The following is a 16,123-nucleotide window of genomic DNA, read 5'->3' as shown; positions in this document are numbered from 1 at the left end:
CGCGAAGAGTCCCCTCACGACGGTCCAGTCGGCTGCCCCTCCTGCCGACCCCGTCGGACCCACGACCCGACCGGCGAAGAAGTCCTGGTCGGAAAGGACATGGTGCACTGATGAGAAGGTTGACCCGTACGGTCGCCGCCGCGGCGCTGGCGACCGCCCTCGCCCTCGTCGGCGGCTGCAGCAGCGACTCGGACAAGTCCGAGGGCGGCGGCGGCAACGGCGCGGCGCTGGAGAAGGTGACCTACCTCACCTCGTTCGGCAACTTCGGCCGTGACTCCTACGCCTGGGTGGCGAAGGACAAGGGCTTCTTCAAGGAGGCCGGCTTCGACGTCGACATCAAGCCCGGCCAGGGCACCGGTTCCGTCATCCAGACCGTCACCGGCGGCCAGGCCGACTTCGGCCCGATCGACCTGACCGGTGGCATCCTCCAGATGGGCAACGGCCAGGCCAAGGACTTCGTCGCGGTGGCCGCGATCCAGCAGCGCACCATGGCGGCCATCGTCACGGTCGAGGGCAAGAACATCGCCACCCCGAAGGACCTCGAGGGCAAGAAGCTCGCCGACACCCCGACGTCCGTCGTGCGCAACCTCTTCCCGACGTACGCCCGGCTGGCCGGCATCGACGGCAGCAAGGTGACCTGGGTCAACGGTGAGGCGCAGGGCCTGATCGGCATGCTCGGCTCGGGTTCGGTGGACGGCATCGGCCAGTTCGTCGTCGGCCAGCCGACGGTCGAGGCGGTGGCCAAGAAGAAGCCGGTCGTGCTGCCCTACAGCAACGTGATGCAGGACCTCTACGGCAACGCGCTGATCACCTCCACGAAGATCGCCAAGGAGAAGCCGGAGATGGTCAAGAAGTTCACGGCCGCTCTGCTCAAGGGCCTGGAGTACTCCCTGGAGCACCCGGAGGAGGCGGGCGAGATCCTGAAGAAGAACGTGCCGGCCGCGAACCCGGCCGCGTCCGCCGCGGAGCTGCAGCTGATGGCCGCGTACGTCCGGTCGAGCAACTCCGGCACCGCGATCGGCACGCTGGACAGTGGCCGGGTGGCCAAGAGCATCGCGCTGCTGCAGGGCGCGGGCGCGCTCAAGCAGAACCTCACCCCGGACCAGATCATCGACTTCAACCTCGCGCCGAAGGCCTGACCGGTCGGCTCGGGTCACGGGGGTGCGCCCCGCCGGAACACCCGGTGGGGCGCACCCCCTTCGCGTGCCGGTCGTCCCGACCGGCCGAGAGAGGAGGACACGTTGACGCAGTTGACCGAGGCCCGGCCGGGGGCGCCGGAGGAGCCGGCCCCGACCGCGCGGCCCCGCCGCGGCCCGGCGGTACGCCCGGCGGCGGTCGGGTTGCCGGCGCTGGGGCTGGTCATCGCGGTGGCCGCCTGGTGGCTGGTCACCTCGGGGCTGCACCTGGTGCACCCGGTGGCGTTGCCGCCGCCGCAGGACGTGGCCCGCTCGCTGGCCGCCACCACCGACGTGCTGCTGCCGGCGCTGGGCATCACCACCTGGATGACCCTCGCCGGCTTCCTGCTCTCGGCGGCCGTCGGCGTGCTGATCGGGATGGCGCTGGCCGCGTCCCGCCGGGTGGAGCGGATGTTCGCGCCGCTGCTGGTGGCGGTGAACGCGGTCCCGAAGATCGCCTTCGGGCCGCTGCTCGTGGTGGCGGTGGGCTTCGGGCAGAAGCCCATCCTGACGATGGTGTTCCTGCTCTGCTTCTTCCCGATCGTGCTCTCCACCGCCACCGGGTTGACCACCACCCCGGCCGACCTGGCGGAGCTGGGCCGGTCGCTCAACGCGTCCTGGTGGCAGTCGTTCCGCAAGGTCCGTTTCCCGGCCGCCCTGCCGCAGATCTTCGTCGGCCTCAAGGTGGCCATGCCGCTGGCCGCGATCGGCGCGGTGATCGGGGAGTTCTACTCGGACCGGCCCGGCCTGGGCTACCAGATCCTGCAGTACAACGGCGTCGGCGACACCGCGACCGCCTGGGCGGCCATCGTGCTGGTGGCGCTGATGAGCATCGTGCTCTACGCGGTGCTGAGCCTGATCGAGCGCCTCGCCCTGCCCTGGGTCCGGGCCACCACCTCCGCCCGCTGACCCCCGGAAGGACCCACCGTCGACCAAGGCCGGCCCGACCCCACCCCGCCGACCGGGAACCCGCCCCGTCGACCGAGAACCCGACGTCGACCGAGGGCACCGACAGATCGAGCACAACCCACGGTCGGCGGCCGACCACGACAGGTGTGGCCCCACCGCAACCGGCGTAGGGATCAAGCCTGACCGCCCGGAGCCGGTTGCGGTGGGGCCACACCCCCACCGCGACAGAGAACTCAGCCGGCGAGCCGCCAGCGACCACCACGAGCGACAAGCGTCGTCAACGCCTGCGGCATCAGCCCGGAGTGGTTGTCCGGGGTCATCCGGATCGGCCCGGAGAGGCCGTCGAGCTGCGAGGTCTCCAGGACGTCGCGCAGCGCGTCCCGGTTCACCTCGCCCGGCTTCCCGCCGGCGCGCTGCTCGGCATCGGCGATGAGCTGCACCGCGTCCGCGGCGAACGAGGAGAAGCCGTTGTAGCCGCCGAACCGGGCGGTGTAGTCCTGGAACCACTGCCGGCGGGCGGCCTTGGCCGGGGTGGTGGCGATGACGTCGTCGATCACCATCGTCTGGGTGAAGATGAGCGTGGCCTGCTCGGTGGAGCGGGCCGACGGGCCGAGGAACAGGTCACCGGCGGCCGAGGCGTCGAAGAAGAACGAGCCGCCGAACTTGCTCTGCCGCGCGGTGGTGGCGGCCAGCGTCGCCTGCTCCGGCGTGGTCCAGAGGACCAGGGCCTGCGGCTTCTTGGCGATCAGGTCGCTGATCTGGGTGCTCACCTCGGTGTCGGTGGTGCGCACCGACTCGGCGCCGACGAGCCGCACCGTGGTCTTGTCGAACTCGCGCTTCAGCGCGGTCAGCCCCTCCTGGCCGTAGCCGTCGGCGCTGTGCAGCACGGCCACCTTGCGGATCTGACGCCGGCTCAGCTCGGTGGTGAGCACCGCCGCGCTGTCGGCCGCATTCGGCGCGAGCTTGAAGACGTATCGGCGCTGGCCGACCGGCTCGATGACCGCGCCGGCGGAGGCGAGCGCGATGGTGGGAATGCGCTTGTCGCCGATCGTGCGGGCGGCGCCGACGGCGCATTCGTTGCAACTGCCCATGATGACGGCGCTCACCTGTGCGTCACCGCTGAAATCGTTGATGTTCCGCAAGGACTCGGCCGCGTCCGAGCGGTTGTCCTTCACCCTCAGCTTGATCTGCCGGCCACCCAGCGCGCCCGAGGCGTTCAACTGGTCGACCTTCAGTTCCAGCGCCCTTTGGTAGACCTTGCCGATCGGCGCGGAAGCGCCGGAGAGTTCGAGGTCGGCGGCGATCACGATCGGGCTGGTGTCCTGCGGTTCCCCGCCGATCCCACAGCCGGTGAGCGTGGTGGCCAGCACGGCCGATGCGAGCACCGCGATGCGCGCGGAGCGGATGGGGCTCAACTCAGTCCTCCAGGTGCGGCGCGGGTCGACGCCCGATCACCGCCGCTCGTCCGTCCTCAGTGGAGGAACGGGATTGGTGTGCCGTACGGTGTGCGCGAAGCCTGCAAAACCTTGCCAATGCCGGGCCCTGTGGTCAAGCGCGGCTGCCGGAAGCCGTTTCGGGACGCTCATCCCACATGCTGGGGACACGAAACGTTAACCGACAATTACTGCCCAGATGCGCGTGACCACTCTGGAGTGACATCCCCTGTTCAGGGGGTTGGAGAAAAGAAGGTATTAGGTGATCGGATCTCGGGTTGAGTCGACCCCGACCGTTTCCTGCCTCACTGCGGCTTCCCAAACAGGATCTCGTCTGATGAAATCGCGGCCGTGCCGCGCGTGGCGCTGGCCGCTGCACCAGGCACGGGTCAGCGGGTCGCGCGTGGAAGAAACGACGGAGGCGATGTCGTGAGCACCGGACCTACGACCCTGCCCGGGAGCCCCAACGCCGAACAGCGGAACCGGCGACGGCGCCTGCCCAGGCTGCGGGACGCGCGGATCCGCTCCAAACTCGCCCTCATCCTGGTAGTTCCGGTCGCCGCTGTCATCGCACTGGCAACTATCCGACTCATTTCCGTGGGCCAGGGCGCGTACGAGGCGGACCAGGTCCGCGCGCTCACCGCGGTCTCGGTCGACGTCTCGGCGCTCACCCAGGACCTGCACAAGGAGCGGATGGCGGCGGCGGCCTTCCTGGCCGATCCGGAGCAGAAGCCCGACGACTACAACCTGCGGGTGCGCCGCACGGACGAGCGGATCGCGGCGTATCGCGAGGAGCGCGACAAGCTCGGCGACGTGTCGGCCGCGATCCGGGACCGGCTGAAGGTGATCGACGACCACCTGGCCACGCTCAACGGCACCCGCCAGGAGGTGCTCGACCGCCTGCAGATGCCGGTGGCCGAGGCGAGCCTGCGCTACGGGATCGTCCTCGACGACCTGGTCTCGTACGGCGACGCGCTGGCCCAGCAGCCCGGCGCGGAGAGCCTCGCCGACGCCCGCCGGGCGGTGGCCGCGTTCGCCCACGCCAAGGCCGAGGTGGCGGAGGAGCAGGCGGTCGCGTTCACCGCGCTCGCCGCCGGCGGCCGGATCGACGAGGAGCAGTTCTCCTCCTTCGTCGCCACCCTGACCGGCCAGCAGGAGGCGCTGCTCGCCTTCTCCCGGGCCGCCGCGCCGGAGCAGCGGGGCCTGGTGGACCGCACCGTCTCCGGCGACGCGGTCCAGCTCGCCGACCGGGTCGCCAACGACCTGTCCCGGTCGGTCGGCAAGCCCACGCAGGTCACCCGGGACGAGGCGTCCGCCGCCATCGGCGCGGTCGACGACCTGATGCGGTGGGCGGAGATCCAGCTCCTGGACGAGCTGCTGGCCGACGCCGACGCGGTGCGCGCGGACGTGATCCGGCAGGCCTTCGTGGAGAGCCTGCTCGTGCTGCTCACCCTGGCCGTCGCCGTCACGCTCGCGGTGGTGCTCGCCCGCTCGCTCAACGACTCGCTGCGCCGGCTGCGTGAGGGCGCGCTCTCGGTGGCCAACCACGACCTGCCGGACGCGGTGAGCCGGCTGCAGAACGTCAACGCCATCGGCGACGGCGGCGTGGACGAGATCGTCCAGCAGGTCCGGGACCCGATCAAGCTGTCCAACCGGGACGAGGTCGGCCAGGTGGCGGTGGCCTTCAACGTGGTCCACCGCGAGGCGGTCCGGGTCGCGGCCGAGCAGGCCGCGCTGCGCACCAGCGTCTCGGCGATGTTCCTCAACCTGGCCCGCCGCTCGCAGAGCCTGGTCGACCGGATGATCGGCGAGCTGGACGCGATCGAGCGCGGCGAGGAGGACCCGAAGCGGCTGGCCCAGCTCTTCGAGCTGGACCACCTGGCCACCCGGATGCGCCGCAACGACGAGAACCTGCTGGTCCTGGCCGGGGCCGACTCGGCGGTGCCGCGCCGGGACGACGCGCTCCTGGTCGACGTGCTGCGTGCCGCCCAGTCCGAGGTGGAGCTCTACAACCGGATCGAGTTCGGCACCGTCGACACCGACATCTCGGTCGCCGCGCACGCCGTCAACGACGTGGTCCGTCTGGTGGCCGAACTGCTCGACAACGCCACCCGGTTCTCGCCGCCGAACACCTCGGTGGTGGCCGACGGTCGCCGGATCCGCGACTACGTGCTGATCCAGATCGAGGACCGGGGTCTCGGCCTCAGCGACGAGCAGCTCGACTCGCTCAACCGACGCCTGGCCGCGCCGCCGACCGTCGACGTGGCCGCGTTCCGGCTGATGGGTCTGGCCGTGGTCAGCCGGCTCGCCTCCCGCTACGGGATCCGGGTCGAGCTGCGCCGCAACGTCGAGGGCGGCACGGTCGCCCAGGTGACGCTGCCGAACCCCACCGTGGTGCTGCCGGTCAACCGGGGCCAGGCCCCGCTGACCCGGCCGCGTCAGCCGCTCGCCGTGGAGCAGTCGCCGCTGAGCCAGGTCGGCGCCGCCGACGCGCTGGCCGGCGCCGGCCGGGGCGCCACCGCGACCCTCGCCGACCAGTGGCGCGGGGCGACCACCCCGCCGCCCGCCCGCTGGCAGGCCCCGGCCGAGGCGCGGGACACCGCCGCGCCGGTCGTGCAGCTCGGCGGGGCGACCGGCGCGATGCCCACCGTCTCCAGCCCGGTCGCCGCCGCGCCGACGACCGCGCCCACGTCGGTGTCCGGCGCCGGCTGGTCGGCGGGTGGGCCGACGGTCGCGTACCCCGCGCTGGACCCGCTGCCGCAGCGGACGCCGAGCAGCGACACGGCCGCCACCGCGGCGCCGCCGGCCTACCAGCCGCCGGCCGTGCCGCCGCCGGCGGAGCCCACCCCGGCCGCACCGGTGGTGGCCCGGCCGGACAAGCCGGCCGAGGCGCCGATATTCCGGGAGATGGAGGCGGTCTGGTTCCGCTCGCACGGAGAGGACGAGACCACCATCTTCACCCGGCCCCGGTTCGACGAGCCGCCCGCACCGACGCAGCCGGCGGCGCCGTCACCCGCACCGGTGCCGCCCGCCGTGCCGGAGCAGGCCGCATCGATGCAGCCGGCCGCCGCAGCCCGGCCGCCGCTGCCCACCCGCACCCCCGGCGCCCAGGCGTCCGGGATCACCACGCCGCCGCCGTACAGCCCGCCGGCGGTGCCGCCCACCCGGCCCGCCGCGGCGGCCCCGCCGCCGGCGAACCCGGTGTCGCCGGCCCCCGCGCCCGCCTCGCCCGTCGACCCGGAGGCCTGGCGGACGGCGGCCGACGAGGGGTGGACCCGGGCCAGCCGGGCCGCGGAGCCCACCACCGGCGGCACCACCCGCTCCGGCCTGCCCAAGCGTGTGCCGCAGGCCCAGCTCGTGCCCGGTGGGATCGAACCGAAGAGCGGGCGGGACCGCAGCCGACGTACCCCGGACGAAGTGCGGGGGCTGCTCTCCGCGTACCACCGCGGCGTCCAGCGGGGCCGTACGGCCGGCGCCGACCCGAACAGCACCTCGACCAAGGAGACGAACCGATGAACAGGCCGGCTGCCATGCAGGACATGGGTTGGCTGCTCACCAACTTCGCCGACAGCGTGGCCGGCATCGCCCACGTGGTGGCGGTGTCCGCGGACGGGTTGCTGCTCGCCTCCTCCCGGGACCTCCCCGGGGACCGGGCCGACCAGCTGGCCGCGATCACCTCCGGCGTGGTGAGCCTGACCGAGGGCGCGGCGCGGATGTTCAGCGCCGGCGGGGTGTTGCAGACCGTGATCGAGATGGACAGCGGATACCTGTTCCTGATGTCCATCAGCGACGGCTCATCGATGGCCGTGCTCGCGGCCCGCAGCTGCGACGTCGGTCAGGTGGGCTACGAGATGGCACTGCTGGTGGAGCGGGTCGGCCAGGCGTTGGTCCCGTTGCCGAGGGACGCCGTCCGGTCCTGACCGGGCCGGTCGACCTGGTGATCCGGAGCCGCTTCGGCTCCGTACGAGGGGAGGTGATCGCGAGTTGGAACCGCGACGTGATCCGCGTGGCGCGCTGGTGCGACCGTACGCGGTCACCCGGGGCCGCACCGAGCCGTTGCAGAACATCGCGCTCGAGGCGGTGCTGTCCAGCACGCCCACGCAGTCGGCCGAGGCGCGCTTCGCCGGGCACGACAAGTACCGCATCTCCTCGGTCTGTGAGGGCCGGGCACAGTCGCTGGCGGAAATCGCCGCTTACACCCGGATGCCGCTGGGCGTCACCCGGGTGCTGGTCGCCGACATGGTGGCCGAGGGCCTGCTGACGCTACACACTGCCGCTCCCGCGACGGGCTTCGCGGCGCGCATGAACCTGCTTGGAAGGGTGCTAAGTGGACTTCGCGAACTATGACCCCGACGGGGCGAACCGCGGCCGGGAGATCATCTCCGCGAAGATCGTGATCGCGGGCGGCTTCGGGGTGGGCAAGACCACCCTGGTCGGGGCGATCTCCGAGATCCAGCCGCTGACCACCGAGGCCCTGATGACCGCGGCCGGGGTGGGCATCGACGATCCGTCGAAGGTGCCGGGCAAGGAGACCACCACGGTCGCCATGGACTTCGGGCGTATCACCATGGCCGAGGACCTGATCCTCTACCTCTTCGGCACCCCCGGCCAGACCCGGTTCTGGTTCATGTGGGACGAGATCATCCGGGGCGCGGTGGGCGCGGCGGTGCTGGTGGACACCCGCCGGATCACCGACGCGTTCGCGCCGCTGGACTACTTCGAGAACCGCAAGCTGCCGTACGTGGTGGCGCTGAACCGGTTCGACGACGCGCCGCACTACGAGCTGGAGGAGATCCGGGAGGCGCTGGCCATCTCGCCGGACGTGCCGCTGGTGATGTGCGACGCCCGCCGGCGGGAGTCGGTCAAGCAGGTGCTGGTCACGGTGGTGGAGCACGCCATGCTCCGGCTCCAGGCCGAGCACGGCTTCCCGGCCTCGGTCGGCTGAGACCGCCTGCGGGTCAGTCGACCCGCAGGCGGTAGCCGCGCTTGACCACTGTCTGCACCACGCGGGGGGCCTTCAGGCCGACCCGCAGGCGGGCGACCGCCATCTCCACCGCGTGCTCGTCGGCGCCGCGCGGCAGCGTGCGCAGCAGCGCGGTGCGCGACAGCACCTTCCCGGGCGACGCCGCGAGCGCCCGCAGCACCGCCATCGGAGCCGGCGCCAGCGGGCGCAGCTCCCCGTCGACCACCGCGGCGTGTCCGCGCAGCGTGAGCACGTGCCCGGCCGCCTTCACCGAGACGGTACGCCGGGGCAGCTCCTCGACGATCGTGCGCACCAGGGCGCCCAGCCGGGCCCGGCTCGGCGCGCTCACCGGCACCCCCCGCCGCACCAGCGGCTCGGCGGTGACCGTGCCGACGCATCCGGCCAGCACGTCGCCGCGCAGCGCCTCCAGCACCGTCTCGGCGCGGTCCCCGGCCGCCCGCAGCAGGGCCTCGGCCGCCGGCGCGGAGGTGAACGTGACGGCGTCGACCAGCCGTCCCGCGACCAGGTCGATGAGCCGGTGCAACGGCGCCGGGTCGGCCGGCGGCGCCCAGCGGTAGACCGGCACCTCGATCACCGTCGCCCCGGCCGTGACCAGCGCCTCGGTGCACTCCGGCTGCCGGTCACCGTGCAGTTGCAGCGCCACCACCTGGCCGGCGACGCCACGCCGGACCAGGTGCTCGACCACCTCGTCGCAGCTCTCCGACGCGGGCGACCAGTGCTCGCGCAGCCCGGCGGCACGGATCGCCCCGGTCGCCTTGGGTCCGCGGGACACCACGTAGGTGCGGGCGAGGGCGGCGCGCAGCGGCTCGGCCAGCCCCCACCCCTCGGCGGCCTCCAACCAGCCCCGCATCCCGATGCCCGTGTTGGCCATCAGCACGTCCGGCGGGTGCGCCAGGCAGGCCCGGGTGGCCTCGCGCAGGTCGGTGTCGTCGGCGAGCGGCACGATCCGCAGCGCCGGGGCGAGGACCACCCGCGCTCCGCGCCGCTGGAGCAGGGCGGCCAGCTCGTCGCGGCGCCGGTCCGCGGTGACCCCGATGGTGAAGCCGGCCAGCTCGTCGCGCATCATTCCTCCTGCCGCAACCGCACCTCGACCAGGCCGTCCCGGCAGCGCACCCGGTGCCGCCGCAGCGTCACCCCGGGGAGGTCCAGGCAGCGCCCGGTGGTGAGGTCGTAGACCTGCTTGTGCAGGGGGGAGGCGAGCGTCGGCACCCCGCCCCGGCTGCCGACCAGGCCCCGGGACATCACGTACGCGCCACCGACCGGGTCCAGGTTGTCCACCGCGAACAGCCCGGCGGCGGTGCGGAAGAGCGCGACCTGCACGCCGTCGACGAGCGCGGCGACGCCCCGGTCGAGGTCGAGCCGGTCCGGCGGGCAGACCGGCGTCCAGCCGAGCGTCACGGTCGGGCTCATCGCCGCACCTCCGGCAGGCCCAGCACGACCGGTTGCCGGTGGCCGCCCGGCGGCGCGCCCCGGGCCGGCACCGGCTGGCCGCGTTCGACCGCGAAGGTGATGGACGGGTCGGGCACGTCCGGCGCGTTGACGAACGAGGTGAAGCGGCGCAGCCGGTCCGGGTCCTCCAGCACGTCCCGCCACTCGTCGGAGTAGCCGGCGACGTGCCGGGCCATGGCCGCGTCGAGGTCGGCGCAGAGGCCCAGCGAGTCGTCCACGAGCACCGACCGGAGGTGGTCGAGGCCGCCGTCCATGGCCTCGATCCAGGCGGCGGTGCGCTGCAACCGGTCGGCGGTGCGGACGTAGTACATGAGGAACCGGTCGATCAGGGTGACCAGCTCCCCGGTGCCCAGGTCGGTGGCGAACAGGTCGGCGTGCCGGGGCCGGAAGCCGCCGTTGCCGCCCACGTAGAGGTTCCAGCCGGTCTCGGTGGCGATGATGCCGAAGTCCTTGCTCCGCGCCTCGGCGCACTCGCGGGCGCAGCCGGAGACCGCCGACTTGAGCTTGTGCGGGGCGCGCAGGCCCCGGTAGCGCAGCTCCAGCGCGACGGCCAGCCCGACCGAGTCCTGCACCCCGTACCGGCACCAGGTGTCGCCGACGCAGGACTTCACCGTGCGCAGCGCCTTGCCGTACGCGTGGCCCGACTCGAAGCCGGCGTCGACCAGCCGGCGCCAGATCTGCGGCAGCTGGTCGACCCGCGCGCCGAACAGGTCGATCCGTTGCCCTCCGGTGATCTTGGTGTAGAGCCGGAAGTCCCGGGCCACCTCGCCGATCGCGATGAGCTTCTCCGGGGTGATCTCGCCACCGGGTATCCGGGGCACCACCGAGTAGCTGCCGTCGCGTTGCAGGTTGGCCAGGAAGTGGTCGTTGGTGTCCTGGAGCGACGCCGCCTCGCCGTCGAGCACGTGGCCGGTGCCGAGGGAGGCCAGGATGGAGGCCACCACCGGCTTGCAGATGTCGCAGCCGCGCCCGCGCCCGTGCTCGGCGACGAGCCGGGAGAACGTGCGGATGCCGCGCACCCGGATGAGGTCGAACAGCTCCTGCCGGGTGAGGTCGAAGTGCTCGCAGAGCGCGCGGGACTGGCGTACCCCGGCGGCGTCCAGCAGCTGCTTGAGCATCGGCACGCAGGAGCCGCAGCTGGTGCCCGCCCGGGTGCACGCCTTCAGCGCCGGCACGTCGGTGGCCCCACCGGCGATCGCCGCGTCCAAATCGGCCCGGGTGACCGCGTTGCAGGAGCAGACCTGGGCGGCGGCGGGCAGCGCGCCGGCGCCCGCGCCGCCGGCGGGCGCGAGCAGCGCCAACGGGGGAGCGGGCAGCGGCCCGCCGACGCTCGCCCGCAAGGTCGGGTAGGCGCTCGCGTCCCCGACCAGCACGCCGCCGAGCAGCGTCCGCGCGTCGTCGGAGAGGACCAGCTTCGCGTACGAGCGGGTGGCCGGGTCGGTGAACGTCACGTCGAGGCAGCCGGGGGTGACCCCGTGCGCGTCGCCGAACGACGCCACGTCCACGCCGAGCAGCTTGAGCTTGGTCGCGGTGTCCGCGCCGGGGAACGTGGCGGCCCCGCCGAGCAGCCGGTCCGCGACCACCTCGGCGGTCGCGTAGCCGGGCGCGACCAGGCCGTGACAGACGCCGTCCACCGCCGCGCACTCGCCGACCGCCCAGATCCGCTCGTCGGCGGTCCGGCAGGCCGCGTCGACCAGCACGCCGCCGCGCGGGCCGACCGGCAACCCGGCCGCCCGGGCCAGCTCGTCCCGGGGCCGGATCCCGGCGGCCACCACCACCAGCTCCGCGTCGACCGTGCGGCCGTCCGCGAGCGACAGCGCGGCCACCGTGCCGTCCGGCCCGGGCCGCAGCGCCGTGGTGGCCACCCCGAGGTACGACGTGACGCCCAGCTCCTCGACGTACCGCCGGAGCATGGCGCCGCCCGCCTCGTCCACCTGCACCGGCATCAGCCGGGGCGCGAACTCGACCACGCTGGTGGCGAGCCCGAGCAGCCGCAGCGCGTTGGCCGCCTCCAGGCCGAGCAGGCCGCCACCGATCACCGCGCCGGTCCGCCGGCCCCGGGCGTGCTCCCGGATCGCGGTCAGGTCGTCCAGCGTCCGGTAGACGAAGACCCCCGGCAGGTCCGTGCCGTCGACCGGCGGGACGAAGGGGTACGACCCGGTGGCCAGCACCAGCGCGTCGTAGGGGTGCTCACCGTCCGCCGTCGTCACCACCCGCCGGGCCCGGTCGACGCCGGTGACCGGTTCGCCCAGCCGCAGCTCCACCCCGTCGTCGGGGGTGTGCAGGCTCAGCTCGTCCGCGTCCACCCCGTCGAAGAGGGCGGAGAGCCGCACCCGGTCGTACGCCGGACGGCGCTCCTCGGCGAGCACCGTGACCCGCCACCGCCCGTCCCGGTCGCGGGCCCGCAGCGCCTCGACGAAGCGCTGCCCGACCATGCCGTTGCCGACGACCACCAGCCGCTCGCTCATCACACCTCCACCGCCTCGCGGTTCGCATCCGGGTCGCGTACCTCGTCGGTTGTGGGCGGGTCCGCCTCGGCGAGCCACTCGACGATGCCGGCGACCGCCTCCCGGCAGCCGCCGCAGCCGGTGGCGGCGCGGGTCGCGGCGGACAGCGCCGCGACGGTGCGCGCGCCCGCGCGCCAGCAGGCGACCAGCGCGCCCTTGCTCACGTCGTTGCACCGGCAGACGACGGCGGCGTCCGGCATCAGCGCCGGGGACGCGGCCGGTTCGGCCGGGGCCGCGCCGAACGCGCGGCCGAGCAGCAGCGACCGCCGGTCCGCCGGCACCGGCGCGCCCCGGTCGAAGAGCTGCACCACGGTGCCGACCGCCGGGTTGTCGCCGAGCAGGATCGCGCCGGTCAGTCGCTCGTCGCGGATCCGCAGCCGGGCGTAGGTGCCGCGGGCCGGGTCGGTGAACGTCAGCTCCTCGACCGGCCCGCCCCCGGTCGGGTCGCCGGCCACGTCGCCCATCGCGGCCAGGTCGATGCCGGCGGCCTTGAGCCGGGTCACCACTGGCCGGGGCCGGTAGCGGACCAGCGGATCGCCGCCGGCCAGCACGTCGGCGACCACCCGCGCCTGTGCCCAGGCCGGCGCGACCAGCCCGGTCGGCGTGCCGTCGTGCTGGGCGCAGTCGCCGATCGCGGAGATGCGCCGGTCGCTCGTCCGCATCCGGTCGTCCACCACCACGCCCCGCTCGACGGTGAGCCCGGCGGCCGCGGCCAGCGCGGTGTCGGGGCGTACGCCGCAGCAGAGGACCAGCAGGTCGGCGGCGAGCGGTCCGGCGTCGCCCAGGTGCAGGCGGACGCCGTCGGCGTCGGCGGTCACCCCGGTGGCGGGGACGCCCAACCGGGCCCGGACGCCCAGCGCGGCGAGGGTGTCCGCGAGGACCGCCCCGGCCGGGGGGTCGAGCTGGCGTTCCATCAGGTGGCCGACCGGGTGGACCACGGTCACGGCGAGGCCCCGGGCGGCGAGCCCGCGGGCCGCCTCCAGCCCGAGCAGCCCGCCGCCGAGCACCAGGGCGTGGCGCGCGTCCCGGGCGGCGGCGAGGATCCGCCGGCAGTCGGCCAGCGTGCGGAACGGGACGACCCGGTCCGGCAGTGGGTCGAGCCCGGGCAGCGGCGGCACCACGGACCGGCTGCCGGTGGCGAGCACCAGGTGGTCGTAGCCGTGCCGGGCGCCGTCGGCGGTGCGCACCTCCCGGGCGGTCCGGTCGATCGCGGTGGCCGGCGCGCCGGTCCGCACGTCCACGCCCGGGCCGACGGCCTCGACCAGTTCCAGGTCCGGCTCGTCGATCCGGCCGGCGAGCAGGGTGGAGAGCATGATCCGGTTGTACGCGCGGTGCGGCTCCGCCCCGAGCACGGTGACCCGGTGGTCGCCGTCGCGCGCGTGCAGCTCGGCGGCGAGGCGGGCCCCGGCCATGCCGTACCCGACGACCACGATCCGGCCGGTCATGCCGGCTCCACCCGGACCGCGCAGATCTTGAACTCGGGCATCCCGGAGACCGGGTCGAGCGCGTCGTTGGTGACCGAGTTGGCCCGGGCTGCGCCGGGCCAGTGGAACGGCGCGAAGACGGTGTCCGGCCGGATCGTCGGGGTGAGCCGGGCCGGCGCGCGCAGCTCGCCCCGGCGGGAGACCACGCGGACCGGCGTGCCGTCGGCCACGCCGAGCCGGGCGGCCAGGTCGGGGTGCAGCTCCACGAAGCCGCCGGGGGCGGCCCGGCGCAACGCGGCCACCCGCCTGGTCTGGGTGCCGGACTGGTACTGGGCCAGCACCCGCCCGGTGGTCAGGTGCAGGGGGTAGTCGGCGCAGACCGGCTCGGCGGCCGGGCGGTGGGCCACCGGGTGGAACCGGGCGCGGCCGTCCGGGGTGGGGAACCGGTCGGTGAAGAGCCGGGGGTGGTCCGGCCCGTCGGGGTCCGGGCAGGGCCAGAAGACGCCGGTGTCGGCGTCGATCCGGTCCCAGGTGATCCCGGCGTAGTCGGCCGGGCCGCCGGCCGAGGCCCGGCGCAGTTCCTCGAACACCTCGCGCGGATCGCTCGGCAGCGGTGTCGGGCCGGGCAGCCGGTCGGCGAGCGCGGCGAGGATCTCCAGGTCGCTGCGGACGCCGGCGGGCGGTTCCCGCAGCGCGCGGCGGCGCAGCACCCGACCCTCCAGGTTGGTCATCGTGCCGTCCTCCTCGGCCCACTGGGTCACCGGCAGCACCACGTCGGCCAACTCGGCCGTCTCCGAGCGGAGCAGGTCGGCGACCACGAGCAGGTCCAGGTCGCGGAGCCGGGCCTCGATCCGGGCCGCGCGCGGGGCGGAGACGACCGGGTTGGACCCGAAGACCAGCAACGCCCTCGGCCCGGCCGGGGTGCCGAGCGAGTCGAGCAGTTGGTAGGCCGGCACGCCCGGCCCCGGCAGCGTGGCCGGGTCGACGCCCCACACCCGGGCCACGTGCTCCCGGGCCGCCGGGTCGTCGATCCGCCGGTAGCCGGGGAGCTGGTCGGCCTTCTGCCCGTGTTCCCGTCCGCCCTGCCCGTTGCCCTGCCCGGTCAGGCAGCCGTAGCCGGAGCCGGGACGCCCGGGCAGGCCCAGGGCGAGCGCCAGATTGACGAAGGCGGTGACCGTGTCGACGCCCTTGGCGTGCTGCTCGGCGCCCCGGGCGGTGAGGACGATCGCCCGGTCCACCGTGGCCAGTGCGCGGGCAGTCGTCTCCAGGTCGGCCGCCGGCACCCCGCTGAGGCGCTCCACCACCGCCGGCCAGTAACCGGCCACGGTCCGCCGGACCTCGTCGAAGCCGGTGGTCCGGGCCGCCACGTACGCCCGGTCGACGAGGCCCTCGGTGAGCGCGACGTGCAGCAGCGCGTTCGCCACCGCCAGGTCCGTTCCGGGCAGCGGTTGCAGGTGCAGGTCGGCCTGGCGGGCGGTGGCGGTGGCCCGGGGGTCGACCACGATCAGCCGGCCGCCGCGCTCCCGCAGCTCGGTGACGTGGCGCATGAGCGGCGGCATGGTCTCGGCCGGGTTCGCGCCGACCAGCAGCAGCGTGTCCGCCCGGCCGAGGTCGGCGAGCGGGAACGGCAGCCCCCGGTCGACGCCGAAGGCGCGGTTGCCGGCGGCGGCGGCCGACGACATGCACCAGCGTCCGTTGTAGTCGATGTGCCGGGTGCGCAGCGTGACCCGGGCGAAGCGGCCCAGCGCGTACGCCTTCTCGTTGGTCAGCCCGCCGCCGCCGAAGACCGCGACCGCGTCCGGCCCGTGCCGGTCCCGGACCGCGCCCAGCCCGGCGACGATCCGGTCCAGCGCCTCGTCCCACCCGGCCGGGCGCAGCGCGCCCCCGGGCCGGTCCCGCAACAGCGGGGTGGTCAGTCGATCCGGGTGGTCGAGCAGCTCGGCGGCGGTCCAGCCCTTCTGGCACAGCCCACCCCGGTTGGTGGGGAAGTCTCGGGGGGCCACCTCGACGCGGTCGCCGGTCGCCCGCAGCACCATGCCGCACTGGAGCGCGCAGTACGGGCAGTGCGTGGCGACCTCCCGGGGGCGCACCCCCGTTCGCGTCGCCGTGCGTGCACCGTCTGTCATGTCGGAAAAGCGTGCCGGCGGGCGGTTTCCGGTCCGGGTCCCTTCTGTTTCGGTCCTGTCAAGAGCGCCTCACACCGCACGGGGCTGACGGGTCGGATCGTCGGGTTTAGAATGTG

General features: G+C 74.2%; 12 protein-coding genes. 6 read left to right on the top strand and 6 right to left on the bottom strand.

The features are described from left to right. Window positions 1-110 precede the first annotated feature (110 nt). A complete protein-coding gene (locus ACN27B_RS05620; RefSeq protein WP_099163649.1) occupies window positions 111-1,139 on the top strand; it encodes an ABC transporter substrate-binding protein in 1,029 nt (342 codons plus the stop codon). A gap of 102 nt (window positions 1,140-1,241) precedes the next feature. After that, window positions 1,242-2,084, top strand: a complete 843-nt coding sequence (locus ACN27B_RS05615) for an ABC transporter permease (RefSeq protein ID WP_091570168.1) — start codon at window positions 1,242-1,244, stop codon at window positions 2,082-2,084. 233 nt (window positions 2,085-2,317) lie between these two features. On the opposite strand, the gene ACN27B_RS05610 is transcribed toward ACN27B_RS05615, so the two are convergent. After that, a complete protein-coding gene (locus ACN27B_RS05610) occupies window positions 2,318-3,499 on the bottom strand; it encodes an ABC transporter substrate-binding protein (RefSeq protein WP_422743795.1) in 1,182 nt (393 codons plus the stop codon). Between the two features lie 447 nt (window positions 3,500-3,946). Between ACN27B_RS05610 and ACN27B_RS05605 the strand changes: the two genes are divergently transcribed. The 4 genes from ACN27B_RS05605 (at window position 3,947) to ACN27B_RS05590 (ending at window position 8,462) form a co-directional block, all read left to right on the top strand. Further along, window positions 3,947-7,033, top strand: a complete 3,087-nt coding sequence (locus ACN27B_RS05605) for a sensor histidine kinase (protein WP_099163651.1) — start codon at window positions 3,947-3,949, stop codon at window positions 7,031-7,033. Then, window positions 7,030-7,437 carry a roadblock/LC7 domain-containing protein gene (locus ACN27B_RS05600; RefSeq protein ID WP_013288588.1) on the top strand — a complete coding sequence of 136 codons (408 nt, stop codon included), beginning with the start codon at window positions 7,030-7,032 and terminating at the stop codon, window positions 7,435-7,437. Before ACN27B_RS05605 ends, ACN27B_RS05600 begins: the two co-directional genes overlap by 4 nt. A 64-nt stretch (window positions 7,438-7,501) precedes the next feature. Then, complete coding sequence (locus ACN27B_RS05595) at window positions 7,502-7,864, top strand: DUF742 domain-containing protein (protein WP_030501578.1); 363 nt, start codon at window positions 7,502-7,504, stop codon at window positions 7,862-7,864. Continuing rightward, on the top strand, window positions 7,845-8,462 hold the full coding sequence (locus ACN27B_RS05590; RefSeq protein WP_091570183.1) for a GTP-binding protein: 618 nt from the start codon (window positions 7,845-7,847) through the stop codon (window positions 8,460-8,462). Before ACN27B_RS05595 ends, ACN27B_RS05590 begins: the two co-directional genes overlap by 20 nt. A 13-nt stretch (window positions 8,463-8,475) precedes the next feature. Here the strand turns inward: ACN27B_RS05590 and ACN27B_RS05585 are convergent, their stop codons facing one another. Genes ACN27B_RS05585 through ACN27B_RS05565 form a run of 5 tightly spaced genes read right to left on the bottom strand, consistent with a single transcriptional unit; the run spans window position 8,476 to window position 16,007 of the window. Beyond that, window positions 8,476-9,564, bottom strand: a complete 1,089-nt coding sequence (locus ACN27B_RS05585; RefSeq protein ID WP_422743791.1) for a uroporphyrinogen-III synthase — start codon at window positions 9,562-9,564, stop codon at window positions 8,476-8,478. Further along, complete coding sequence (nirD, locus tag ACN27B_RS05580; protein WP_422743789.1) at window positions 9,564-9,911, bottom strand: nitrite reductase small subunit NirD; 348 nt, start codon at window positions 9,909-9,911, stop codon at window positions 9,564-9,566. The genes ACN27B_RS05585 and nirD overlap by 1 nt, the downstream gene beginning before the upstream one ends. Continuing rightward, the gene (nirB, locus tag ACN27B_RS05575) at window positions 9,908-12,421 is read right to left on the bottom strand and encodes a nitrite reductase large subunit NirB (protein WP_422743787.1); all 2,514 of its coding nucleotides are present in this window, start codon (window positions 12,419-12,421) and stop codon (window positions 9,908-9,910) included. The genes nirD and nirB overlap by 4 nt, the downstream gene beginning before the upstream one ends. Beyond that, window positions 12,418-13,902, bottom strand: a complete 1,485-nt coding sequence (locus ACN27B_RS05570; protein WP_422743785.1) for an FAD-dependent oxidoreductase — start codon at window positions 13,900-13,902, stop codon at window positions 12,418-12,420. The genes nirB and ACN27B_RS05570 overlap by 4 nt, the downstream gene beginning before the upstream one ends. Further along, on the bottom strand, window positions 13,899-16,007 hold the full coding sequence (locus ACN27B_RS05565; protein ID WP_422743783.1) for a molybdopterin oxidoreductase family protein: 2,109 nt from the start codon (window positions 16,005-16,007) through the stop codon (window positions 13,899-13,901). Before ACN27B_RS05565 ends, ACN27B_RS05570 begins: the two co-directional genes overlap by 4 nt. Window positions 16,008-16,123: the final 116 nt, after the last annotated feature.

This window comes from Micromonospora sp. WMMD754, assembly GCF_049315235.1.
GTDB lineage: Bacteria > Actinomycetota > Actinomycetes > Mycobacteriales > Micromonosporaceae > Micromonospora > Micromonospora sediminicola.
Note: the sequence above shows the minus strand (reverse complement) of the source record. Positions and strands in the feature narration are given on the sequence as shown.

What these genes read in the sequence shown, in the direction of transcription:
- ACN27B_RS05585 (WP_422743791.1), bottom strand. Translation starts at nt 9,564, where the DNA reads ATGCGCGACGAGCTGGCCGGCTTCACCATCGGGGTCACCGCGGACCGG.
- ACN27B_RS05570 (WP_422743785.1), bottom strand. Translation starts at nt 13,902, where the DNA reads ATGACCGGCCGGATCGTGGTCGTCGGGTACGGCATGGCCGGGGCCCGC.
- ACN27B_RS05565 (WP_422743783.1), bottom strand. Translation starts at nt 16,007, where the DNA reads ATGACAGACGGTGCACGCACGGCGACGCGAACGGGGGTGCGCCCCCGG.
- ACN27B_RS05600 (WP_013288588.1), top strand. Translation starts at nt 7,030, where the DNA reads ATGAACAGGCCGGCTGCCATGCAGGACATGGGTTGGCTGCTCACCAAC.
- ACN27B_RS05620 (WP_099163649.1), top strand. Translation starts at nt 111, where the DNA reads ATGAGAAGGTTGACCCGTACGGTCGCCGCCGCGGCGCTGGCGACCGCC.
- nirD (WP_422743789.1), bottom strand. Translation starts at nt 9,911, where the DNA reads ATGAGCCCGACCGTGACGCTCGGCTGGACGCCGGTCTGCCCGCCGGAC.